Genomic DNA, 22,684 nt, shown 5'->3' on the forward strand with positions numbered 1-22,684 from the left:
CCCGAGTGCAGGATCCCGGATGAGGAGTTCTTCGTCCGGGCTTCATGCCGCTGTCCGGGTCGCGTCCGCGGGATCGGGCCCATGGGCATCCACCCGTCGTGTGGCCGCCCTGTCCTCGGTCGTGCTGATCCCGCTCCCGGGCCCCCGTCTGCCCCCGGCGGCCGGAAGGGCTCAGGCGGAGGTGTCCGGCACGCAGCGCCCGTCCTCGGTGCGGTAGGTCCAGCGCGCGCCGTCCGTGACGAGCTCCCGCACGGCCCGCACGAACCGCTCCACGTGCTCGTCGGGGGTGCCCGCGCCGAAGCTGACCCGGATCGCGTTGAGCGACTTCTCACCGGGCCCGGCCTCGGGGGCACCGCACGCGCCCTGCGTCTGCGGGTCGCTGCCGAGCAGCGTGCGCACCAGCGGGTGGGCGCAGAACAGCCCGTCCCGCACGCCGATGCCGTATTCGGCGGACAGGGCGGCGGCGAAGTGGGAGCTGTTCCAGCCCTCGACGACGAAGGAGAGCACCCCCACGCGCGGCACGTCGTCCCCGAACAGCGACAGGAACCGCACCTCGGGCACGTCCGCCAGGCCCTCCCGCACCATGCGGAGCAGCTGCCGCTCCCGGGCGACGAGGGTGTCGAAACCGGCCTCGGTCAGCGCCCTGCAGGCCGAGGCGACGGCGTAGGCGCCGATGACGTTGGGCGACCCGGCCTCGTGACGGGCGGCGCCGTCGTGCCACTCGACGTCCACTCCCCCGTCCGCCCGACGGCCGACCCTGCGGCTCGCGCCGCCGCCCGCGAGGTACGGCTCGGCCTCGCGCAGCCAGTCGGCCCGCCCGGCCAGGACACCGGAGCCGAACGGCGCGTACAGCTTGTGCCCGGAGAAGGCGACCCAGTCGACGTCCAGGTCCGCGACCGACACCGGGTGGTGCGGGGCCAGCTGCGCGGCGTCCAGGACGATCCGCGCACCGTGCGCGTGCGCGGCCGCCGCGAGCTCCCGTACGGGCCACAGCTCGCCGGTGACGTTGGAGGCGCCGGTGACGCAGACCAGGGCCGGCCCGTGGGGGTCCCGGGCGGCGAGGGCGCGCTCCAGGGTCTCGACGGCCCGGCGGGGGCTGTCCGGGGCGTCGAGGAAGGTGACGCGGGCGCCGCGCCAGGGCAGCAGGGAGGCGTGGTGCTCGGTCTCGAACACGAAGACCTGGCAGTCCGCCGGGAGCGCGGCGGCGAGGAGGTTGAGCGAGTCGGTGGTGGACCGGGTGAAGACCACCTGGTCGCCGTCCCGGCAGCCGAGGAACTCGAAGACGGTGCGGCGGGCGTTCTCGAACAGGTCGGTGGAGAGCTGGGACAGGTATCCGGCCCCCCGGTGGACGCTGCCGTAGTAGGGCGCGTAGGCGGCGACGTCGTCCCAGACGCGCTGGAGCGCCGGGGCGCTGGCGGCGTAGTCGAGCGCGGCGTAGGTGACCTCGCCGCCGGTGACGAGCGGCACGGTGACGTCCCGTCCCAGAACGGGCAGCGGGGCACGAACGGACTGGACGGCGGCAGCGGTGGAGACGGACATGGCTGAACTCCCGTGAGGGCGAAGGGTGAAGAGAAGAGAAGGGTGCGGAGGCGGGGCTCTGCGGCCCTAGCGCATTCGCTTGCTCACGGGAGACTCCTCGACGACCAGGACCCCTGGTGTGGCGAGGGGTCCGCGCTTGCCGTGGACCTTGCTGACCACGGCCTGGTCTTCACCCGGGGCACCCCGCCACGGACGGAGGGTTGCCGGACAGTCGGCCGGGGCCTCATGACTGTCACTCATGACCTGGTACAGGAACGTACGGGAAGTGATCGGCGTCCCGCAACCCGGTCCGGATCGCGGGACGCACCTCACGCTGCGGGGGTCACGCGTTGCTGGCGGCCACCCAGCGCTCCAGCACCCGCCTGGCGGCACCGGAGTCGACCGACTCGGCCGCCCGCGCGATCCCGGCGCGGATCTGCTCGGCGAGCGTCCCGGTGCCCGGTTCCAGCGCCACCACGGCGGCCGCCGAGTTCAGCAGGACGGCGTCGCGGACGGGGCCGGTCTCGCCGTCCAGCAGCCGCCGGGCGACCTCCGCGTTGTAGGAGGCGTCCGCTCCCCGCAGGGCCGCCACGGGGACCAGGTCGATGCCCACGTCGCGCGGGTCGAAGGCCTCCTCGGCGACCTTGCCGTCCCGGACGATCCACACGCGGGACGTGGAGGTGGTGGTCAGCTCGTCGAGGCCGTCGTCACCCCGGAAGACCAGGGAGGAGTTGCCGCGCTCGGCGAAGACGGCGGCGACGATCGGCGCCATGCGCGGGTCCGCCACACCGACGGCCTGGGCCCGGACCTTCGCGGGGTTGGTCAGGGGTCCCAGCACGTTGAAGATCGTCCGGATGCCCAACTGCCCGCGCGCCGCGCCCGCGTACCGCATCGACGGGTGGAACTTCGCCGCGAAGCAGAAGGTGATCCCGGCCGCCTCGGCCACCGCGGCCACCCGGTGCGTCGGCAGTTCCAGGTTGACGCCGAGCTTCTCCAGGACGTCGGACGCCCCGGACGCCGAGGACGCCGCGCGGTTGCCGTGCTTGACGACCTTGGCGCCCGTGCCGGCGACGACGATCGCCGACATCGTGGAGATGTTGACGGTCCTGGCGCCGTCGCCGCCCGTGCCGACGATGTCGACGGCCGGGCCGGGCACCTCGATCACGTTGGCGTGCTCGTACATCGCCCGGACGAACCCGGTGATCTCCTCGACGGTCTCCCCCTTGGCGCGCAGTGCCACCACGAACCCGGCGATCTGCGCGTCCGTCGCCTCGCCCCGCATGATCAGGTCCATCGCCCAGGCGGTGTCGTCCGCGGTCAGGTCCCGGCCCTCGAGCAGACCGTTCAGCAGCAGGGGCCAGGAGCGGCCCGCCGCGGTGTCGCCTCCAGCGGGGGTCACAGCGCTCATAAGCCGCTCCAGGGTCAGGCGTCCCGCACCGCGGGACAAGAGTCTCGACGTGGTCCACCCTATCCAGCCCGGGGCAGGGCGAAGGGCCCCGTCCGAACACCGGACGGGGCCCCTCGTGTGGCGTGGCGAAGCAGTGATCAGTGGTGGCCGTGACCGCTCGTGATCTCCCTGTACTCCTCGACGGTCGGCTTCGGGATCTGGGAACCCTCGCCGTAGTAGGCGTCGCTGAGCCTGGCACGCAGCTTCTCGGAGGCCTTCAGCTTGCGCTCGACACCGTTCTCGTCGACCGCCGGGCCGAGCTCGGCCGGCTCGTACTGCTCGTGCGCCGTGAGCGTGTACATCTGCTCCTGGCTGAGCGGCTCGTGCACCTCGATGAACTCACCGTGCGGCAGGCGCTTGATGATGCCCGACTCGCGGCCGTGCAGCACCTTCTCCTTGTCCCGGCGCTGCAGGCCGAGGCAGATCCGCTTGGTGACGATGAACGCGATGACCGGTCCGAGGAAGAAGCCGATCCGGACGAACCAGGTGACCGCGTTGATCGACAGGTGGAAGTGGGTGGCGACGATGTCGTTGCCACCGCCGATCAGCATGATGATGTAGGCGGTGACCCAGGCGACACCGAAGCCGGTGCGCGTCGGGGCGTTGCGCGGCCGGTCCAGGATGTGGTGCTCGCGCTTGTCCCCGGTGATCCACGACTCGATGAACGGGTACAGGGCGATGATCGCGAGGAACACGCCGAAGAGCACCAGCGGGATGAACACGCCCAGGACGAGCGTGTGGCCCCAGAGGTTGATCTCCCAGCCGGGCATGGCCCGGATCAGGCCTTCGGCGAAGCCCATGTACCAGTCGGGCTGGGCACCGGTCGACACCTGGTCGGGCCGGTAGGGGCCCAGGACCCAGATCGGGTTGATGGTGGCGATGCCGGCGAGGGCCGTGATGAAACCGAAGACCAGGAAGAAGAAGCCTCCGGCCTTGGCCATGTAGACCGGCAGCAGCGGCATGCCGACGACGTTCTTGTTGGTCCGGCCGGGGCCCGCGAACTGGGTGTGCTTGTGGTAGAAGACCAGGATCAGGTGGCCGACCACGAGCCCGAGCATGATGCCCGGCAGCAGCAGGATGTGGATCGAGTAGAACCGGGCGACGAAGTCGGTGCCCGGGAACTCCCCGCCGAACAGGAACATCGAGATGTACGTGCCGACGATCGGCACGGACAGGATCGCGCCCTGCGTGAAGCGGACACCGGTGCCGGAGAGCAGGTCGTCCGGGAGCGAGTAGCCGGTGAAACCGGTGAACATGCCCAGGACGAACAGCAGGAAGCCGAACAGCCAGTTGATCTCGCGCGGCTTGCGGAACGCGCCGGTGAAGAAGACGCGCATCATGTGCACGAACATGCCGGCGAGGAAGATGATCGCCGCCCAGTGGTGGATCTGCCGGATGAGCAGACCGCCGCGGACGTCGAAGCTGATGTCCATGGTGGAGGCGAACGCCTCGGACATCAGCTGCCCCTGGAGCGGGACGTAGCTGCCGTGGTACTCCACCTCGTTCATCGACGGGTGGAAGAACAGCGTCAGGTACACACCCGTGAGGATGATGATGATGAAGCTGTAGAGGCAGATCTCACCGAGCATGAAGGACCAGTGGTCCGGGAAGATCTTGCGCATGTTGGCCTTGGCCAGGGAGTAGATCCCCAGGCGGCCGTCGGCCCAGTCGGCGACCCGCTCTCCGGCGGGCGCCTTGCGGCGTGTCTGTGCAGTACTCATCCGCGCTCCCAGAAAGCAGGGCCGACGGGCTCTTCGAAGTCGCCGAGCGCCTCGAGGTAGCCCTCGTCGTTCACGCCGATGCGGAGTTGCGGCAGGGCGTGACCGGCGGGACCGAAGATCACTCGGGCACCGTCGGCGAGGTCGAAGGTGGACTGGTGGCAGGGGCAGAGCACGTGGTGCGTCTGCTGCTCGTACAGGGAGATCGGGCAACCGACGTGGGTGCAGATCTTCGAGTACGCGACGATGCCCTCGTGCGACCACTCGAGCTCGCGCTTGTCCTTGATGTTCTCCGGCTGGATCCGGACGATCATCAGAGCGGCCTTGGCGATCTCGTTCTGGAAGTCGTGGTCGTCCTCCTCCAGGCCCTCGGGCTTGGCGAAGGTCAGCGAACCGACCGCGACGTCGGAGGGGCGCAGCGGCTCGTTGGTGTTCATGTTGACGAGCAGCTTGCCCTTGGACCACAGGGTGTGGCGGAGCTTGGTGCCGGGCAGCGGGCCCAGGTCGCGCAGCAGCACGATCCCGGAGAGCGGCACCAGCGTGAGCGCGCCGAGCATGGTGTTGCGGATCAGCTTGCGGCGGCCGAGCGCCGACTCCTTGGCACCCTGCTTGAAGTCCGCGAAGACCTTCTCGCGGACCTCGGGCTCCGCCTCGATCGGGTGGCGCTCGTCGGCGATCTCCACGTCCGACATCAGGGTGCGGGCCCAGTGGACGGCGCCCGCGCCGATGCAGAACAGCGCGATGCCGAGGGTGAGGCCCAGCGCGAAGTTCAGCGCGCTGATGTGGCCCAGCGGGAAGATGAAGACCGACTTGTCGACGGGGATCGCCACGAACGCGGCGATGAAGGCGACGGCGGCCAGCATCGACACCGTGAACAGCAGGGCGACGGTGCGCTCGGACCGCTTGGCGGCCCGCTCGTCGACGTCCTGGATCCGGTGCTCGTGGGGCGGCAGGCCCGGGTCGGCGAACGGGTGCTTCTCGTCCGCCACGCTCACCACGCCGTGCTCGTCACGGCCTGCGGAGTGCGCGGCGGGCAGGTTCTCTTCTGGAATGTCTTGGCTACTCATGACTTCTTGGCCTTTGCGGTCCGGGCGGCGACCCACACGGCGACGGCGATCAGTCCGCCGAGACCGAAGATCCAGCCGAACAGACCCTCGGCGACCGGCCCGAGACCGCCCAGCTCGAGGCCGCCGGGGCTCTCGGTGTTCTCGCCGTTGACCGCGTCGAGGTACGCGATGATGTCCTTCTTGTTCTTCTCCGACAGCGTGCTGTCGGGGAAGGACGGCATGTTCTGCGGGCCCGTCAGCATGGCCTCGTAGATGTGCTTGGGGTCGACGCCTTCCAGGGAGGGCGCGTACTTGCCGCGCGTGAGGGCGCCGCCCTTGCCGGTGAAGTTGTGGCACTGCGCGCAGTTGGTGCGGTACAGCTCACCGCCCTTGGCGATGTCGGCGCCCTCGGGGCTGTACTGCTCCTCCGACGGAATGGCCGGGCCGGCGCCCAGCGAGGCGATGTACGCCGCGAGCTGGTCGATCTCGGCCTGCGAGTAGATGTTCTTCTTCTTCGGGACCTGCGGGCCCTGGGAGGTGGCGGCCGGCATACGGCCCGTCGCCACCTGGAAGTCGACGGCCGCGGCACCCACACCCACCAGGGACGGCCCGTCGGAGGTGCCCTGACCGCCGGTGCCGTGGCAACTGGCGCAGCCGACCGAGTAGAGCTTCTTGCCCTCCTCGATGGCGAGGGACTGGGCGGATGTGTCGGCCTCGGCCTTGCTCGTGGGTGCGAACACGGCGTACAGCCCCCCGCTGAAGACCAGCGCGAGGATGAGGACGACGAGTGCCGCCATCGGGTGGCGTCGTCGTGCGGAGAGCTTTTTCACGGATTACCCCGGTGTCAGGATCTTCTGCGTCGATGCTTCTGGGTTGCGCGCCCGGGCGGGCGCGTGGAGGGCCCGGCTACTTGATCATGTAGATCGTGGCGAAGAGGCCGATCCAGACGACATCGACGAAGTGCCAGTAGTAGGACACGACGATCGCGGCGGTCGCCTGCTCGTGGGTGAACCTCCGCGCCGCGTAGGTCCGGCCCAGGACCAGCAGGAAGGCGATGAGACCGCCCGTCACGTGCAGGCCGTGGAAGCCGGTGGTCAGGTAGAACACCGAGCCGTACGGGTCGGACGAGAGCGACAGGCCCTCGTGCTTGACCAGCTCCGTGTACTCGAAGACCTGACCGCCGACGAAGACGGCACCCATGATGAAGGTCACGATGAACCACATCCTGAGCTTCTTCACATCACCGCGCTCGGCGGCGAAGACGCCGAGCTGGCAGGTGAGGGAGGAGAGCACCAGGATCGTGGTGTTCGTCGCCGAGAACGGGAAGTTCAGGGCGTCGGCCTTCTCGTGCCAGAAGTCAGGCCCGGTCACCGATCGCAGGGTGAAGTACATCGCGAAGAGGGCCGCGAAGAACATCAGCTCGGAACTCAACCAGATGATGGTTCCGACGCTGGTGAGGTTCGGCCGGTTGACCGACGGGTGCGCGTGCCCGGTTTCTACTGTCGTTGCTGTCGCCACGACCGACATTATGTCGGTCGCTTATCCCGCCCTCACTCCGGGGGGTCCCGTTCGGAGTGTCTTTGCCGGTCGTACCGCTGTTGACGTGGTGTTCAAGGGAGTAGCATCCGGCCCAACGGGCCTGTCCTTACGACGCTGACGTCACGGAGGAACAATGCAGCCGACCGCCACGGTGCTGGTCTACAGCGACGACTCCAACACCCGAGCGCAGGTGCGGCTCGCGACCGGCCGGCGGCCGGCCCCCGACGTCCCGGTGGTGGAGTTCGTGGAGTGCGCGACCCCGGCGGCGGTGATCAAGGAGCTGGACCGGGGCGGCATCGACGTCTGCGTGCTGGACGGCGAGGCCGTGCCGATGGGCGGCATGGGCGTCTGCCGGCAGATCAAGGACGAGGTGTTCGACTGCCCGCCGGTGCTCCTGCTGATCGGGCGGCCGCAGGACGCCTGGCTGGCGACCTGGAGCCGCGCGGAGGCGGCGGTGACCCTGCCGGTGGAGCCGGTGGAGTTCGCCTCCGCGCTGGCCTCCCTGCTGCGGGAGAAGGCGGCCCTGCGCGCCTGAGAACCCGGTGCTGCCCGTGGTGTGGCGCCTGCGGGGACGTGGGGGTGTTCGTGCGGTTCCCCGTGCCTCCGGGCGGGTCAGACGCTCTGAGGCCTCAGGCGGGCCCTCTCGGCCTGTCCGGGGCCGTCCGGGGTGCCGAGCAGGGCGCTGCCCGTGCGCCACTTCGCCCAGTCGAGGTTCCAGTCGCCGAAACCGTTGCCGAAGGGGGTCATCATGTCCCCGCCGGAGTTGACGACCTCGACGATGTCGCCCACGCGGATGTTGTCGTAGAACCAGGCGGCGTTCTCGGTGCTCATGCCGGTGCAGCCGTGGCTGACGTTGGCGGCGCCCTGGGAGCCGACGGACCAGGGGGCGGCGTGCACGTACTCGCCGCTGTTGGTGACGCGCACGGAGTGGTGGACGATCAGGTCGTAGAAGTCCGAGGCGCCGATGCTGGCGCTGGTCATGCGGACGGTGCCCTCCTTGGCTAGGACGACCTTGACGCCGTTGCGGGTGTCGTAACCGGGCTTGCCGGTGGTGACGGGCATCTCCCTGACGACCTCGTCGTTCCTGTAGAAGGTCATCCGGTGGGCCGCGGCGTCCGTCACGGCTATGACCTTGTCTGCGGTGGTGATGGTCAGGGGCTTGGCCTTGCCGCCCCACATCCGGTCGCCGATCTTGATGCCCTGCAGGTTGCTGCGGACCTGGACGGTGGCCCGCGCGGGCCAGTAGTCCTTCGGGCGGTAGTGCAGCTTCTTGTCGTCCACCCAGTGCCAGGCGCCGTCGGTGGCGGGCGTGGAGGAGACCTTGAGGCCGCGTTCCACGACGGCCCGCTGCGCCTTGTCCTTGACGGGCCGGCTCAGCTCGGCCGTGATGGGCTGGCCGACGCCGTAGGTGCCGGTCTCCGGGCCGAAGGTGACGTCCAGGCGCTTCTTGGCGGCGGGCTTGCCGGTGTCGAAGGTGAGGACCTTGCGGCCGGGTGCCCCGTCCCCGTCCTCGGTGCTCACACGGACCGTGTAGGTGGCGTTGGCGGCGAGCGGGGAGGTGCTGTGCCAGCGCCCGCCGTCCGCGGCGAGTTCGCCCGCCACGTGGCGTCCTGAGGCGTCGTAGGCCGTGACGTCGGTGATGCGGCCGTCGGAGTCCTCGACCACTTCGAGCGGCTTGTCCGGGTCGGCTTTCCTGTGGTCGCCGTCGGGGGCGTTGAAGGAGATCTGGTCCGCCGCGTCGTAGGGGCGGGCGGCGAGCGGGTTGCCGTCGGAGCCGCAGGCGGTGACGCCCGCGCAGAGGGCGGTGACCAGCAGCGTGCAGCTGACGACGGTGCGGGGGCGGGAGATCGCTGTGTGGCTCATGACCTCACGCTAGGAAGGCTCGTCAACAGCGGCACGCCGACCGACTCGAACGAGTGACATTCTTTGCGGCGTACGCAGGACACGGACAGGGGCCCGGACGCTCCTCTCGGAGTGTCCGGGCCCCTGCGGCGCGCGGCGTGTGCTACTGGGTGCGGTTCTCACCGCGGTAGTACTCGAAGACCCAGCCCCAGATGCCGATCAGGATGATCGGCAGCGAGAAGTACAACAGCCACCAGCCTACGGCGACGGCCAGGAAGGCCAGGGCGCCACCGATGGCCAGGGAGAACGGCTGCCAGCTGTGCGGGCTGAAGAACCCGACCTCGCCGGCGTCGTCCGCGACGTCCGCCTCCTTGTCGTCCTGCGCGCCGACGTCCACCCGCTTGGCCGTGAAGCCCAGGTAGAAGCCGATCATGATCGCGAGACCGAAGGCCAGGAAGAGGGCCGTGGTGCCGGCCGGCTCCTTCGACCACACGCCATAGACGATCGCCATGACGAGCAGGAAGGCGCTCAGCCACATGAACATCTTGCCCTGGATCTTCACTTGCCGGCCTCCTTGCCGCCAGCGAGGGCCTTGTCGCCGTGGCCCACGTTCTCGAGCTGGTCGAGAGCAGCGATCTCAGGGTGGTGCAGGTCGAACGCCGGGGATTCGCTGCGGATCCGCGGCATGGTGATGAAGTTGTGCCGCGGCGGCGGGCAGGAGGTGGCCCACTCCAGGGAGCGGCCGTAGCCCCACGGGTCGTCGACGCCGACCGGCTTGCCGTACTTGGCCGTCTTCCACACGTTGTAGAAGAACGGCAGGATCGACATGCCGAGCAGGAACGAGCTGATCGTCGAGATCGTGTTCAGCGCGGTGAAACCGTCGGCCGCCAGGTAGTCGGCGTAGCGGCGCGGCATGCCCTCGGCGCCCAGCCAGTGCTGGACCAGGAACGTACCGTGGAAGCCGATGAACAGCGTCCAGAAGGTGATCTTGCCGAGGCGCTCGTCCAGCATCTTGCCGGTGAACTTCGGCCACCAGAAGTGGAAGCCGGAGAACATCGCGAAGACCACGGTGCCGAAGACGACGTAGTGGAAGTGCGCCACCACGAAGTACGAGTCCGAGACGTGGAAGTCCATCGGCGGCGAGGCGAGGATGACACCGGTCAGACCACCGAAGGTGAAGGTGATCAGGAAGCCGGTGGCCCAGAGCATCGGCGTCTCGAAGGACAGCGAGCCCTTCCACATGGTGCCGATCCAGTTGAAGAACTTCACACCGGTCGGGACCGCGATCAGGAACGTCATGAAGGAGAAGAACGGCAGCAGCACACCGCCGGTGACGTACATGTGGTGCGCCCACACCGTCACCGACAGGCCGGCGATGGCGATGGTCGCGCCGATCAGACCCGTGTAACCGAACATCGGCTTGCGGGAGAAGACCGGGATGACCTCACTGATGATGCCGAAGAACGGCAGGGCGATGATGTACACCTCGGGGTGCCCGAAGAACCAGAAGAGGTGCTGCCACAGCAGTGCGCCGCCGTTGGACGGGTCGAAGATGTGCGCGCCGAACTTGCGGTCCGCCTCCAGGGCGAACAGGGCCGCGGCCAGGACCGGGAAGGCCAGCAGGACCAGCACACCGGTCAGCAGCACGTTCCAGGTGAAGATCGGCATGCGGAACATCGTCATGCCCGGAGCGCGCATGCAGATGATCGTGGTGATGAAGTTGACCGAGCCGAGGATGGTGCCGAAGCCGGAGAAGGCCAGGCCCATGATCCACATGTCGGCGCCGATGCCCGGGGAGCGGACCGCGTCCGAGAGCGGGCTGTAGGCGAACCAGCCGAAGTCGGCCGCGCCCTGCGGGGTGAGGAAGCCGGCCACCGCGATCAGCGAGCCGAACAGGTACAGCCAGTAGGCGAACATGTTCAGCCGCGGGAACGCCACGTCGGGCGCGCCGATCTGCAGCGGCATGATCCAGTTCGCGAAACCGGCGAACAGCGGCGTCGCGAACATCAGCAGCATGATCGTGCCGTGCATCGTGAACGCCTGGTTGAACTGCTCGTTCGACATGATCTGCAGACCGGGCCGGGCGAGCTCGGCGCGCATGACCAGCGCCATCACGCCACCGATCACGAAGAACGCGAACGACGTGGCCAGGTACAGCGTGCCGATCGTCTTGTGGTCCGTGGTCGTCAGCCACTTGACCACGACACTGCCGCGGTTCTGGCGCCGGACCGGCAGCTCGTCCTCGTAGTGGGACCCAGCTGCCGCGGCACCCTTGGGGTCATTCAGGATGCTCACAGTACGTTCGACTCCCGGTTCTTCTCAGGTCCCGCCTGCTCGATGCCGGCGGGAACGTAACCGGTCTGCCCCTTCTTCACGAGGTCCTTGAGGTGCTGCTCGTAGCGCTCGGGGGAGACGACCTTCACGTTGAACAGCATCCGCGAGTGGTCGACACCGCAGAGCTCGGCGCACTTGCCCAGGAAGGTGCCCTGCTTGTTGGGGGTCACCTCGAAGGCGTTGGTGTGGCCCGGGATGACGTCCTGCTTCATCAGGAACGGCACCACCCAGAAGGAGTGGATGACGTCACGGGACGTCAGGACGAAGCGGACCCTCTTGCCCTCGGGGAGCCAGAGCGTCGGACCCGGGTTGTTCGTCTGCGGGTTCCGGGTGCCCGGGGTACCGCAGTCGTAGGTGCCGCCGGCGTTGGCCGGGAAGTCCTTCTTGAACCGGTCCGGGATCGCGTCCAGGTCCTTGGAGGTCTTCGCGTCACCGGACGTGCCGGCGACGGGCTCGATGTAGTTGAAGCACCAGCTCCACTGGAAGCCGACCACGTTGACCGTGACGTCGGGCTTCTTCTTGAGGCTGAGCAGCTCGGACTCGTCGCGGGCGGTGAAGTAGAACAGCACCGAGACGATGATGAGCGGGACCACGGTGTACAGCGCCTCGATGGGCATGTTGTACCGGGTCTGCGGAGGTACCTCGACCTTGGTGCGGCTGCGCCGGTGGAAGAAAGCACTCCACAGGATCAGACCCCACACCAGCACGCCGACGGCGAGCGCAGCCGCCCAGGACCCCTGCCACAGGGAGAGGATCCGCGGAGCCTCTTCCGTGGTCGGGGTGGGCATACCAAGGCGGGGGAAGTCTTCCCAGTTGTACGAGCAACCGGTGGCTGTCGCCAAGACCAGGCCCGCGGTCAGTGCCTGCAGCAGCTTCCGCCGCATCGGGCGCCGCGGCGAGCGGTCGGAGCCGTTGGGACTCACGTAGCGCCTTCCCGAGAGTCTCGCCCGCGCGGTTCGGCTGCGGCCTGGCCTTCTCGCTGGTCGGTCGCCGCCCTGCGTCGGGCAGGGGTTTGGATGTTTATGCGGACCAAACCCTAGCCGACGCCTTCCAGGGGTTCTCCAGGAGGGGTGCCTACGAGGAGAGGTGGTTCGCTGGTTTGGCGGCCGAGGCCCTCGTCGTGGCCCGTCGCGCCGTTCGACACCCCCTTCGGGGACGTCTTCCCGCCGGACGTTCTAGCGTTGCCGTGTGGCCTACTTCGACGCTGCTTCCAGTTCTCCCCTTCATCCCGTCGCCCGGCAGGCTCTGCTGGCCTCGCTCGACGAGGGGTGGGCGGATCCGGCCCGCCTGTACAGGGAGGGGCGGCGGGCGCGGATGCTGCTCGACGCGGCGCGGGAGACGGCCGCGGAGGCGGTGGGGTGCCGGCCGGACGAGCTGACCTTCACCTCGTCCGGGACCCGTGCCGTGCACACCGGCATCGCGGGGGCGCTGGCCGGGCGGCGCCGGGTCGGGCGCCACCTGATCGTGTCAGCGGTCGAACACTCTTCGGTACTCCATTCGGCGGAAGCGCACGAGGCGGGCGGCGGATCGGTCGGCCGGGTGCCGGTGGACCGGGCCGGGGCCGTGGACCCCGGGGCGTACCGGGACGCCCTGCGCGTGGACACCGCGCTGGCGTGCCTGCAGTCGGCCAACCACGAGGTGGGCACGGAGCAGCCCGTCGCGGCGGTGGCCGAGGTGTGCCGGGAGGCCGGGGTGCCGCTGCTCGTGGATGCCGCGCAGTCGCTGGGGTGGGGGCCGGTGGAGGGCGGCTGGTCGCTGCTCACGGCCAGTGCGCACAAGTGGGGCGGGCCTTCGGGGGTCGGGCTGCTGGCCGTGCGCAAGGGGGTGCGGTTCGCCGCGCAGAGGCCGGCGGACGAGCGGGAGTCGGGGCGGGCGCCCGGCTTCGAGAACATCCCGGCGCTCGTGGCGGCGGCCGCGTCGCTGCGGGCGGTGCGCGCGCAGGCGGCCGAGGAGGCCCGGCGGCTGCGGGAGCTGACGGACCGGATCCGGGCCCGGGTGCCGCGGCTGGTGCCCGACGTCGAGGTGGTCGGCGACCCGGTGCGGCGCCTGCCCGGGGTCGTCACCTTCTCCTGTCTCTACGTCGACGGGGAGGCGCTGCTGCACGAGCTGGACCGGGAGGGCTTCTCCGTCTCGTCCGGATCGTCCTGCACCAGCAGCACGCTGACGCCCAGCCATGTCCTGCGGGCGATGGGGGTGCTGAGTGAGGGCAATGTGCGGGTCTCGCTCCCGCCGGGGGCCGCGGAGGAGGACGTGGAGAGGTTCCTGGCCGTCCTCCCCGGGGCGGTGGCGGCGGTCCGCGAGAAGCTGGGGGCGCCGGCCGGCTCCGCCGTGGCCCGCGAGCAGGACGTCCTGGTCGTGGACTCCCTGGGCAAGCGCTGCCCGATCCCCGTCATCGAGCTGGCCAAGGTCATCGGTGACGTGCCCGTGGGCGGTCTGGTCCGGGTGCTGTCGGACGACGAGGCGGCGCGGCTGGACATCCCGGCGTGGTGCGAGATGCGGGACCAGGAGTACGTGGGCGAGGAGCCCGCGGAGCGGGGAACGGCGTACGTGGTCCGCCGGGCGGGCTGAGGGCGCCGGGGGCCGGGGCGCGGGGAACCGCGCGACCAGCCCCCACGCGCCCGTACCCGCCGGCGGCGGCCGTCAGGGCAGATGCGCCTGCACTTCCGTCGCCGCCTCGTCGCCGTAGGCCTTCGTGAACCGCTCCATGAAGTGCCCGCGCCGCAGCTGGTACTCCTGCGTGCCCACCGTCTCGATGACGAGCGTCGCCAGCATGCAGCCGACCTGCGCGGCACGCTCCAGGGAGACGCCCCAGGCCAGGCCCGAGAGGAAGCCGGCGCGGAAGGCGTCGCCGACGCCGGTCGGGTCGGCCTTGCGCTCCTCGTCCGGCGTACCGACCTCGATCGGGTCCGCGCCGTCCTGCTCGATGCGCACGCCGCGCGCGCCGAGGGTGGTCACCCGGTGGCCGACCCGCGCCAGGATCTCGGCGTCGGTCCAGCCGGTCTTGGTCTCGATCAGGCCCTTCTCGTACTCGTTGGAGAAGAGGTACGTCGCCCCGTCCAGCAGGATGCGGATCTCCTCGCCGTTCATCCGGGCGATCTGCTGGGAGAAGTCGGCGGCGAACGGGATCCGCCGGGAGCGGCACTCCTCGGTGTGCCGGAGCATCGCCTCCGGGTCGTCCGCGCCGACGGAGACCAGGTCGAGGCCGCCGACGCGGTCGGCGACGGTCTTCAGCTCGATGAGGCGGGCCTCGCTCATGGCACCGGTGTAGAAGGAGCCGATCTGGTTGTGGTCGGCGTCGGTGGTGCACACGAAACGGGCGGTGTGCAGCGTGCCGGAGATGCGCACGGAGTCGGTGTCGACGCCGTGCCGCTCCAGCCAGGCCCGGTACTCGTCGAAGTCCGCGCCCGCGGCGCCGACCAGGATCGGCCGGGTGCCGAGCTGCCCCATGCCGAACGCGATGTTCGCGGCGACGCCGCCGCGGCGCACGTCGAGCCTGTCGACGAGGAAGGACAGCGAGACCGTGTGCAGCTGGTCCGCCACGAGCTGGTCGGCGAAGCGGCCGGGGAAGGTCATGAGGTGGTCGGTGGCGATGGAGCCGGTGACTGCGATGCGCACGGCGTGGATTCTCCTGGGGGAGGCGGACCTTGACGCTTCACGCTATCGGGTGGGGAGGCCGCCTTGAAGGCAGTGAAACTACCCGATAGTAGATCTTTCTTCGTGGGCTCGTGCGTGCCTACGGTGCCGCTATGACGAACATCAAGGTCCAAGCCCCCGTTCCCGTCGACCTCGAAGGCGACCTGGCGTCACTGCCGGGCTTCGGCGCACGGATGGCTCCGCACTGGGCCGCGCCCGCCCGGACGGCCTCCCGGCCCGTCTCCCCGGCCCTGATCCACGGCGTGACCGTGCCCCCGGCGTCGGCACGGCTGCTGGACTCCATGTCGGACTACGGGGACTGAACGGCGCACACGCGGGAACCGTGAGCTCCCCCGCTGCGTCCCATCGCCGTCCCCCGTGAAGGGGAGGCGGGATACGACCCACCAGCGGCCCGAATCCGACCGGGCCGGGTCCCCTGGGACAGCTGTGCAGCCGAAGGAGCGATGCGGTGAACACCGAGCGACCCGATCACGACGACGACCCCAGGGAAGCGGGCGCCGCCGGAACCGCCGACGCGCCCGAGGGGCCCGAGGGGGAGGAGCGACGCTCGACGGGGGCCGAGGCTTCGGACGCTGCTCCGGCATCGGATGCGGCGCCGGAGACGGCGCCGGAGTCGGGTTCGGAGGCTGGGGTGTCGGCGGGGGCCGGTGAGGGTGCGGGCGATGAAGCCGCCGACGCCGGGGCCGGTGAGGCCGGGCGCGACGATGCCGCCGAGGCCGGTGCGGCCGGCGGCGACCAAGCCGACGACGCCGGGGCACGTGAAGCGGCCGAGGCCGACGCCGGTGCAGCCGGCGGCGACGAAGCCACCGGGGCAGCCGAAGCCGGGAAGGGCGGCGCCCCCGCCGCGGCCGAGGAACCCGGCCCCGCGCCGGAGCCCGGCCCGGCCCCCCACCACGACGACGAGGACCCGGCACGTCACCCCGGCGGGCGTTCCAGGACGCCCGCGATCATCGCCTCCGTCGCCGCCGCCGTCCTGCTGATCGGCGGTGGTGGGGCCTGGCTCGCCTCCCACGCCTCCGGGGGGTCCGGCGGAGGCACGTCGTCCGGCGCGCCCGGCTCGGGCGGCACTCCCCCGCCGCTCGCCCTCGACGGCTACTCGGACTCGACGGCGGACGACGGCGACGGCATCGCGCCCGGCGAGCCCAACCCCTACGGCGCCACCTACCGCCTCGGCGGCCCGCTGCCGACCGGTCCCCGTGACGCCCCGGTGTACGGGGCCCGGGGCGAGGTCACCGAGGACGACGTGGCCCGGCTGGCGAAGGCGCTCGGGGTCGAGGGCGTGCCGGTGGCGCAGGGCGAGGTGTGGAAGATCGGCGGCCAGGACGGCTCGGGGCCCGCCCTGCAGGTGAACAGGCAGACGCCGGGCACCTGGACGTTCAGCCGTTACGCGCCGGGCACCGACGACTGCAAGGGCGTCGGCTCCTGCAAGGCCCCGCGATCCGGCGGCGAGCCGGTGAGCGAGGACGAGGCGGAGAAGGCCGCCGCTCCCGTGCTCGAGGCGGTGGGTCAGGACGAGGCGAAGCGCGACGCGAGCCAGGTGCTGGGCGCCCAGCGGGTGGTCAACGCCGATCCCGTGGTCGGCGGACTGCCCACCTACGGCTGGACGACCGGGGTCACGGTCGGCTCGGACGGCGCGGTCGTCGGCGGGAGTGGCCGGCTGAAGTCGCCGGTCGAGGGCGACACGTACCCCGTGGTCACCGCGCAGAAGGCGCTGGACCTGATGAACGGGCAGCACAAGGGCGACCACCGGAGGGGCATCGGCGGCTGTGCCCGCCCCGTGCCGCTGCAGGACGGGTCCGGGCAGCAGCCCTGCGACTCGCCGAGCGGCATGCCCGACAAGGATCCCCGGAAGGACACGGTGACGGTCGAGGGCGCGGTGTTCGGTCTGGCGGCGCACGTCGTGGACGGGCGCCAGGCGCTGGTGCCGTCCTGGCTGTTCGAGGTGACGGCGCCGGGCGCCACGGACCCGTTCACGGTGACCTACCCGGCGGTCGACCCGAAGTTCCTGGGCTCCCCCGAGCGGGGCGGGCCGGGTGACGAGCCGACGTCGAAACCGCAGCCGCGGGACGTGAAGGTCGAGGGCCACCGGGCCGAGGGCGCGGAGCTGACCGTCACGTTCACGGGCGGGGTGTGCGCCGACTACGACGTGCGGACGAGCGAGAAGGGCGACGAGGTGACCGTCACGGTGACCTCCACCCCGTGGCCCGACAAGGTCTGCATCATGATCGCCAAGAAGTTCGAGAAGACCGTGCCGCTGGACGGGCCGCTCGGTGACCGCCGGGTCGTGGGCTCGGACGGCAGGACGGTGCCGCTGGCCAAGGAGGGCGCGCGGCTGCCGGCGCCGCCGACGCGGGAGCGGTAGGACCGCGGCGGCACCCGACCTCGCCCAGCACGAAGGCGGCGGCCCCTTGCGGGGACCGCCGCCTTCGTCGTGTTCGCTGCCGCGGGGGCTGCCGGCGGCTCAGCTGAAGGAGTCGCCGCAGGCGCAGGAGCCCGTCGCGTTGGGGTTGTCGATGGTGAAGCCCTGCTTCTCGATGGTGTCCACGAAGTCGATCGTGGCGCCGCCCAGGTACGGGGCGCTCATCCGGTCGGTGACGACCTTCACACCGCCGAAGTCCTTCTCGACGTCGCCGTCGAGCGAGCGCTCGTCGAAGAAGAGCTGGTAGCGCAGGCCGGAGCAGCCGCCGGGCTGGACGGCGACGCGCAGCGCGAGGTCGTCGCGGCCTTCCTGGTCGAGCAGCGCCTTGACCTTGGACGCGGCCGCGTCGGTCAGGATGATGCCGTCGGTGACGGTGCTGGTCTCGTCCGATACGGACATCTACATCTCTCCCGGGTTGTACGGAGACTGCTTGGCGACGGGTGCAACCGGCGGGGCCTCGGATTCATTCCGGGACCGGGCGCTCGGTCTCGGCTCCTTTTCATGCTCGCACACGCGCTGGGAACCCGAAAACGGCTCTTTCCCCGCCTTCCGGGAATGAACGGCGGCCCGCCGGGATTCACGTCACACCGACGCTATGGCCATCGTCAACGTGACGTGAAGCGGTTATGATAGATAGCGTCAAAACGACGAAAAGTCGCGGAACAGAAAGGGTGCGTGTCGTGACCACCGCCCAAACCCAGGAGCTCGACGTACAGCCGACGCCCCTCGCCCTGCTGCTCCTCGGCCGCGAGGCCGACCCGAGGAGCGAGCGCGGCGTGGAGTGTCCCGGCGACCTGCCCTCGCCGTCCGACCCGGACCTGGTGGAGCGCGCCCGCAAGGCGAAGGAGAAGCTCGGGGACAAGGTCTTCGTGCTGGGCCACCACTACCAGCGCGACGAGGTCATCCAGTTCGCCGACGTCACCGGGGACTCCTTCAAGCTGGCCCGGGACGCCGCGGCGCGTCCGGAGGCCGAGTACATCGTGTTCTGCGGTGTGCACTTCATGGCGGAGTCCGCGGACATCCTGACCTCCGACGACCAGAAGGTCGTGCTGCCCGACCTCGCCGCCGGCTGCTCGATGGCCGACATGGCGACGGCCGAGCAGGTCGCCGAGTGCTGGGACGTGCTCACCGAGGCCGGCACGGCCGAGCAGGTCGTGCCCGTCTCGTACATGAACTCGTCCGCCGACATCAAGGCGTTCACGGGCAAGCACGGCGGCACGATCTGCACCTCGTCCAACGCCAGGCGCGCCCTGGACTGGGCCTTCGAGCAGGGCGAGAAGGTGCTCTTCCTGCCCGACCAGCACCTCGGGCGCAACACCGCGGTCCGCGACATGGGCATGTCCCTGGAGGACTGCGTCGTCTACAACCCGCACAAGCCGAACGGCGGCCTGACCGCCGAGGAGCTGCGGGCGGCGAAGATGATCCTGTGGCGCGGCCACTGCTCGGTGCACGGCCGGTTCAGCCTCGACTCGGTGAACGACGTCCGCGAGCGCATCCCGGGCGTGAACGTCCTGGTCCACCCCGAGTGCAGGCACGAGGTCGTGGCCGCGGCGGACCACGTCGGTTCGACGGAGTACATCATCAAGGCCCTGGAGGCCGCGCCCGCCGGCTCCAAGTGGGCCATCGGCACGGAGCTGAACCTGGTCCGCCGCCTGGCGAACCGTTTCGCGCCCGAGGGCAAGGAGATCGTCTTCCTCGACAAGACGGTCTGCTTCTGCTCGACGATGAACCGCATCGACCTCCCCCACCTGGTCTGGACCCTGGAGTCCCTGGCCGAGGGCAACCTCGTCAACCGCATCGAGGTGGACAAGGAGACGGAGGCGTTCGCGAAGCTGGCGCTGGAGCGGATGCTGGCCCTGCCGTAGCGGTCCGTCCGCACCACGAGGGCCCACCCGGACTCCGGGTGGGCCCTCGCCGTCGAACCGCTGGTCAGAGCTGAGCCGGCTCCGGCTCCCGTGCGGGCTCGCCCTCGGTCGGCAGGCCCTTCTTCGCCGCGCGCTTCTTCGCCCGGCGCTCCTTGCGGAGCTCGACCATCGCGTACAGCGTCGGGACCAGCAGCAGGGTGAGGAGCGTCGACGTCACCAGACCGCCGATCACGACCACGGCCAGCGGCTGGGCGATGAAGCCGCCCTCGCCGGTGATGCCGAGGGCCATCGGCATCAGGGCGAAGATCGTCGCCAGGGCGGTCATCAGGATCGGGCGCAGCCGGTGCCGGCCGCCCTCGATCACGGCCTCGACCACGCCGTGGCCCTGCTCGCGGTACTGGTTGATCAGGTCGATCAGCACGATCGCGTTGGTCACGACGATGCCGATCAGCATCAGCATGCCGATCATCGCGGGCACGCCCATCGGGGTACCGGTCGCCACCAGCAGGCCGATCGCGCCGGTGGCGGCGAACGGGATGGAGACGAGCAGGATCAGCGGCTGGATCAGCGACCGGAAGGTGCCGACCAGCAGCATGAAGACGATCGCGATGGCGGCCAGTATCGCCAGGCCCAGGTTGGCGAACGCCTCGTCCTGGTCCTCGGAGACACCTCCGATCGAGGCCGTGGCGCCGTCCGGGAGCTTCAGCGCGTCGATCTCGGACTGCAGCCGGGCGCTGACCGCGCCGGTGTTGTCGCCGGTCGGCTTCGCGGTGATGGTGGCCGCGCGCTGGCCGTCGATGCGGGTCATCGACACCGGCCCGTCGACCAGCTCCACCGTGGCGATGTCGCCGAGCCTCACCTTGCCGCCCAGGCGCAGGTCCTGGAGCTGCTTCAGCGTCCGGGCGGGCTGCGCGGAGCGGATGACGACGTCGCGCTCGGTGTCGTCGAGGACCGCCTTGGCCGCCGGGGTGCCGCGGACGGCCTGGGCGACGACGACGCCGAGTGTCTGGTCGTCGAAGCCGGCCGCGGCCGCCTTGTCACCTGCCCTGACCGAGATGCGCGGCACGCTCTGCGCGAGGTCGCTGGAGACGTCCGTGACGTCGTCGAGCGAGGCGACGGCTTCGCGGACCTCCTCGGATGCCCGGCGCAGCACGTCGGCGTCGGCGGCCTTCACGACCACGCTGAGGTCCTGGGCGCCGAAGCCGTCACCGGCGGTGAGGGTGGTCGTGCCGATGCCCTTCAGCCCGGCCAGGCCCTTCTCGATGCGGTCCTGGACGTCCTCGGCCGACGCCGAGTCCTCCAGGCTCACCTGGTAGGACGCCTGGTTGGTGTCCGTGCCACCGCCGAAGGCGGCCATGAAGCCGGACGAGCCGATGGTGACCTGGTAGTCCTTCACGCCCTCGGTGCCGGCGAGCAGCCGCTCGACCTTCCGGGCCTGGGCGTCCGTCGCCGCGAGGCTGGTGCCGGGCTTCAGCTCCTGCTTGACGGTGAGGACCTGGACCTCGCCCTGGTCGAAGAAGTTCGTCTTCAGCAGGGGTGCCATGCCGAAGGTGCCGGCCAGGACGACGACCGCGAGGGCCACGCTGGTGAGGCGGCGGCGGGTCGCGAACCGCAGGACCGGGACGTAGAGGCGCTGCAGGCGGCTCCTGGCCTCCTTCTCCTCGGCCACCCGGCGGGCCTCGGCCGCGTCCTCGGGGGTGCCCTTCGGGGGCCGCAGGAACCAGTACGACAGGACCGGAACGACCGTCAGGGAGACCAGGAGGGACGCCAGCAGGGCGGCCGTGACGGTGAGGCTGAACGAGCCGAACAGCTCGCCCACCACGCCGCCGACCAGGCCGATCGGCAGGAACACGGCGACCGTGGTGAGCGTGGAGGACGTCACCGCGCCCGCGACCTCGCGGACGGCGTCGAGGATGGCCGACCTGCGTTCCTCGCCGTAGCCGAGGTGGCGCTTGATGTTCTCCAGGACCACGATCGAGTCGTCGACGACGCGGCCGATGGCGATGGTGAGGGCGCCCAGGGTGAGGACGTTGAGCGACAGGTCGCGCGTCCACAGCACGAGCAGCGCGAGGACCACGGACAGCGGGATGGACACCGCCGTCACGAGGGTGGAGCGGACCGAGGCCAGGAAGACGAGGATCACCAGGACCGCGAAGAGCAGTCCGAGTCCGCCCTCGGTGGTCAGGCCCTTGATGGACTTCGACACGGCCGGGCCCTGGTCGCTGACGACCGTGAGGGTCGCGCCGGAGCCGAGGTCCTCGCGCAGGCCGGGGAGCTTTTCCTGGACGGCGTCGGAGATGGCCACCGCGCTGCCGTCGCGGTCCATGGTCACGGCGACCGCGAGGCTGGGCTTGCCGTCGGTGCGGGTGAGGGAGTCGGCCGGGGCCTCCTGCTGCTTCACCTCGGCGACGTCGCCGAGGCGCACCGGCCGGCCCTTGCCGGGCTCGCCCTTGACCATCAGGTCACGGATCTGCTCGATCGAGGTGAGGCCGCCGCCGACCTGGACGGTGCGGTTGGCGCCGTCCTCGTCGAAGGAGCCGGCCGGGACGGTCGCGCCGCCCGCCTTCAGGGCCTCGGCGAGGGACTGCGAGGTCAGGCCCGCCTTCGCGAGCTCGGCGTCGTCGGGCGTGACGGTGACCTGGAGGTCGCGCACCCCGTCGACGGTGACCTGGCCGACGCCGTCGATGCTCCTGAGGTCCGGCACGACCGTCCTGTCGAGCTGGTCGGCCAGGGCCTGCTGGTCGCGGTCGGAGGCGGCGGCGAGGACGACGGTCGGGATGTCGTCCGTCGAACCGGCGACGACCTGCGGGTCCACGACGTCGGGGAGCTGCGCGCGCACCCGGTTGACGGCCTGCTGGACGTCGGCGACCAGTTGCTCGGTGTCGTTGCCGTAGTCGAAGGACGCCATGATCACGGCGTTGCCCTCGCTGGCGGTGGAGGTGACGCCGCTGATGCCGTCGACCGCCTCGAGACCGTCCTCGATGGGTTCGACGACCTGCTTCTCGACCACGTCCGGGGACGCGCCCTGGTACGGCGCCAGCACGGACACCATGGGCAGTTCGATGGTGGGCAGCAGCTGCTGTTTGAGCTGGGGTATGGCGATCGCCCCGAAGACGAGCGCGATGATCGACATCAGCCCTATCAGGGCCCTTTGCGCGAGACTGAATCTCGACAGCCAGGACATGGGTCAGGGTCTCTCTTCTGTTCAACGGCAGAAGCGGCAGCGCGCGCGGATGAGCGCCCGCCCTAACACCCTGGGCCATGGCGGACGGCGCCCCGTAAGCCCCAGGTCCCGTTCCTCG

General features: G+C 70.4%; 18 protein-coding genes and 1 riboswitch. Of the genes, 5 read left to right on the forward strand and 13 right to left on the reverse strand.

The annotated features are described in order from the left end of the window. Positions 1–171: 171 nt before the first annotated feature. From ACFW6P_RS09415 to ACFW6P_RS09440, 6 genes are all read right to left on the reverse strand, one after another. Entirely contained in the window at positions 172–1,539 is a 1,368-nt protein-coding gene (locus ACFW6P_RS09415; RefSeq protein WP_386423296.1) for an aminotransferase class V-fold PLP-dependent enzyme, read from the reverse strand. Positions 1,540–1,666: 127 nt separating this feature from the next. Continuing rightward, positions 1,667–1,783, reverse strand: a riboswitch (SAM riboswitch). Between the two features lie 78 nt (positions 1,784–1,861). Then, positions 1,862–2,926: an anthranilate phosphoribosyltransferase gene (trpD, locus tag ACFW6P_RS09420; protein ID WP_386423297.1), complete on the reverse strand. Its 1,065-nt coding sequence runs from the start codon at positions 2,924–2,926 to the stop codon at positions 1,862–1,864. A gap of 137 nt (positions 2,927–3,063) precedes the next feature. After that, a complete protein-coding gene (locus tag ACFW6P_RS09425) occupies positions 3,064–4,686 on the reverse strand; it encodes a cytochrome bc complex cytochrome b subunit (protein WP_386423299.1) in 1,623 nt (540 codons plus the stop codon). Beyond that, positions 4,683–5,750 carry a Rieske 2Fe-2S domain-containing protein gene (locus tag ACFW6P_RS09430; protein ID WP_386423301.1) on the reverse strand — a complete coding sequence of 356 codons (1,068 nt, stop codon included), beginning with the start codon at positions 5,748–5,750 and terminating at the stop codon, positions 4,683–4,685. The genes ACFW6P_RS09425 and ACFW6P_RS09430 overlap by 4 nt, the downstream gene beginning before the upstream one ends. Continuing rightward, complete coding sequence (locus ACFW6P_RS09435; RefSeq protein ID WP_386423304.1) at positions 5,747–6,559, reverse strand: c-type cytochrome; 813 nt, start codon at positions 6,557–6,559, stop codon at positions 5,747–5,749. The genes ACFW6P_RS09430 and ACFW6P_RS09435 overlap by 4 nt, the downstream gene beginning before the upstream one ends. Positions 6,560–6,635: 76 nt before the next feature. Then, complete coding sequence (locus ACFW6P_RS09440) at positions 6,636–7,256, reverse strand: heme-copper oxidase subunit III (protein WP_386423306.1); 621 nt, start codon at positions 7,254–7,256, stop codon at positions 6,636–6,638. A gap of 145 nt (positions 7,257–7,401) precedes the next feature. On the opposite strand from ACFW6P_RS09440, the gene ACFW6P_RS09445 reads away from it, so the two are divergent. Continuing rightward, a complete protein-coding gene (locus tag ACFW6P_RS09445; RefSeq protein ID WP_386355089.1) occupies positions 7,402–7,803 on the forward strand; it encodes a hypothetical protein in 402 nt (133 codons plus the stop codon). Between the two features lie 77 nt (positions 7,804–7,880). On the opposite strand, the gene ACFW6P_RS09450 is transcribed toward ACFW6P_RS09445, so the two are convergent. From ACFW6P_RS09450 to coxB, 4 genes are all read right to left on the reverse strand, one after another. Next, positions 7,881–9,131 (reverse strand): Ig-like domain-containing protein, encoded by a 1,251-nt coding sequence (locus ACFW6P_RS09450; protein WP_386423308.1) that lies wholly within the window; start codon positions 9,129–9,131, stop codon positions 7,881–7,883. Between the two features lie 142 nt (positions 9,132–9,273). Further along, the gene (locus ACFW6P_RS09455) at positions 9,274–9,672 is read right to left on the reverse strand and encodes a cytochrome c oxidase subunit 4 (RefSeq protein ID WP_386355084.1); all 399 of its coding nucleotides are present in this window, start codon (positions 9,670–9,672) and stop codon (positions 9,274–9,276) included. Continuing rightward, positions 9,669–11,405: a cytochrome c oxidase subunit I gene (gene ctaD / locus ACFW6P_RS09460; protein WP_386355081.1), complete on the reverse strand. Its 1,737-nt coding sequence runs from the start codon at positions 11,403–11,405 to the stop codon at positions 9,669–9,671. Before ctaD ends, ACFW6P_RS09455 begins: the two co-directional genes overlap by 4 nt. Continuing rightward, positions 11,402–12,367: a cytochrome c oxidase subunit II gene (gene coxB, locus ACFW6P_RS09465; RefSeq protein ID WP_386423310.1), complete on the reverse strand. Its 966-nt coding sequence runs from the start codon at positions 12,365–12,367 to the stop codon at positions 11,402–11,404. Before coxB ends, ctaD begins: the two co-directional genes overlap by 4 nt. A 265-nt stretch (positions 12,368–12,632) precedes the next feature. Between coxB and ACFW6P_RS09470 the strand changes: the two genes are divergently transcribed. Further along, positions 12,633–14,012, forward strand: a complete 1,380-nt coding sequence (locus ACFW6P_RS09470; RefSeq protein ID WP_386423312.1) for a cysteine desulfurase/sulfurtransferase TusA family protein — start codon at positions 12,633–12,635, stop codon at positions 14,010–14,012. Between the two features lie 72 nt (positions 14,013–14,084). On the opposite strand, the gene ACFW6P_RS09475 is transcribed toward ACFW6P_RS09470, so the two are convergent. Beyond that, positions 14,085–15,059, reverse strand: a complete 975-nt coding sequence (locus ACFW6P_RS09475) for a carbohydrate kinase family protein (protein WP_386355073.1) — start codon at positions 15,057–15,059, stop codon at positions 14,085–14,087. A 131-nt stretch (positions 15,060–15,190) separates the two neighbouring features. Here ACFW6P_RS09475 and ACFW6P_RS09480 point away from each other — a divergent pair, with 131 nt between their 5' ends. Together ACFW6P_RS09480 and ACFW6P_RS09485 are read left to right on the forward strand one after the other, a co-directional pair. Further along, on the forward strand, positions 15,191–15,400 hold the full coding sequence (locus ACFW6P_RS09480) for a hypothetical protein (RefSeq protein WP_386423314.1): 210 nt from the start codon (positions 15,191–15,193) through the stop codon (positions 15,398–15,400). A gap of 146 nt (positions 15,401–15,546) precedes the next feature. Further along, positions 15,547–17,460, forward strand: coding sequence for a hypothetical protein (locus tag ACFW6P_RS09485; RefSeq protein ID WP_386423316.1), 1,914 nt, complete (start codon positions 15,547–15,549; stop codon positions 17,458–17,460). A 99-nt stretch (positions 17,461–17,559) separates the two neighbouring features. On the opposite strand, the gene ACFW6P_RS09490 is transcribed toward ACFW6P_RS09485, so the two are convergent. Next, positions 17,560–17,916, reverse strand: a complete 357-nt coding sequence (locus ACFW6P_RS09490; RefSeq protein WP_010037217.1) for an iron-sulfur cluster assembly accessory protein — start codon at positions 17,914–17,916, stop codon at positions 17,560–17,562. A 281-nt stretch (positions 17,917–18,197) separates the two neighbouring features. Here ACFW6P_RS09490 and nadA point away from each other — a divergent pair, with 281 nt between their 5' ends. After that, positions 18,198–19,382 carry a quinolinate synthase NadA gene (nadA, locus tag ACFW6P_RS09495; RefSeq protein WP_386355065.1) on the forward strand — a complete coding sequence of 395 codons (1,185 nt, stop codon included), beginning with the start codon at positions 18,198–18,200 and terminating at the stop codon, positions 19,380–19,382. 64 nt (positions 19,383–19,446) lie between these two features. Here the strand turns inward: nadA and ACFW6P_RS09500 are convergent, their stop codons facing one another. Further along, positions 19,447–22,566 carry an efflux RND transporter permease subunit gene (locus ACFW6P_RS09500; RefSeq protein WP_386355062.1) on the reverse strand — a complete coding sequence of 1,040 codons (3,120 nt, stop codon included), beginning with the start codon at positions 22,564–22,566 and terminating at the stop codon, positions 19,447–19,449. Between the last annotated feature and the right edge of the window lie 118 nt (positions 22,567–22,684).

Source organism: Streptomyces sp. NPDC058741 (genome assembly GCF_042746715.1).
In the GTDB taxonomy this organism is placed as follows: domain Bacteria; phylum Actinomycetota; class Actinomycetes; order Streptomycetales; family Streptomycetaceae; genus Streptomyces.

Coding starts and splice junctions, on each gene's coding strand:
- ACFW6P_RS09500 (WP_386355062.1), bottom strand. CDS start 22,566: ATGTCCTGGCTGTCGAGATTCAGTCTCGCGCAAAGGGCCCTGATAGGG.
- ACFW6P_RS09425 (WP_386423299.1), bottom strand. CDS start 4,686: ATGAGTACTGCACAGACACGCCGCAAGGCGCCCGCCGGAGAGCGGGTC.
- ACFW6P_RS09430 (WP_386423301.1), bottom strand. CDS start 5,750: ATGAGTAGCCAAGACATTCCAGAAGAGAACCTGCCCGCCGCGCACTCC.
- ACFW6P_RS09450 (WP_386423308.1), bottom strand. CDS start 9,131: ATGAGCCACACAGCGATCTCCCGCCCCCGCACCGTCGTCAGCTGCACG.
- ACFW6P_RS09415 (WP_386423296.1), bottom strand. CDS start 1,539: ATGTCCGTCTCCACCGCTGCCGCCGTCCAGTCCGTTCGTGCCCCGCTG.
- trpD (WP_386423297.1), bottom strand. CDS start 2,926: ATGAGCGCTGTGACCCCCGCTGGAGGCGACACCGCGGCGGGCCGCTCC.
- ACFW6P_RS09490 (WP_010037217.1), bottom strand. CDS start 17,916: ATGTCCGTATCGGACGAGACCAGCACCGTCACCGACGGCATCATCCTG.
- ACFW6P_RS09445 (WP_386355089.1), top strand. CDS start 7,402: ATGCAGCCGACCGCCACGGTGCTGGTCTACAGCGACGACTCCAACACC.
- ACFW6P_RS09480 (WP_386423314.1), top strand. CDS start 15,191: ATGACGAACATCAAGGTCCAAGCCCCCGTTCCCGTCGACCTCGAAGGC.
- ACFW6P_RS09440 (WP_386423306.1), bottom strand. CDS start 7,256: ATGTCGGTCGTGGCGACAGCAACGACAGTAGAAACCGGGCACGCGCAC.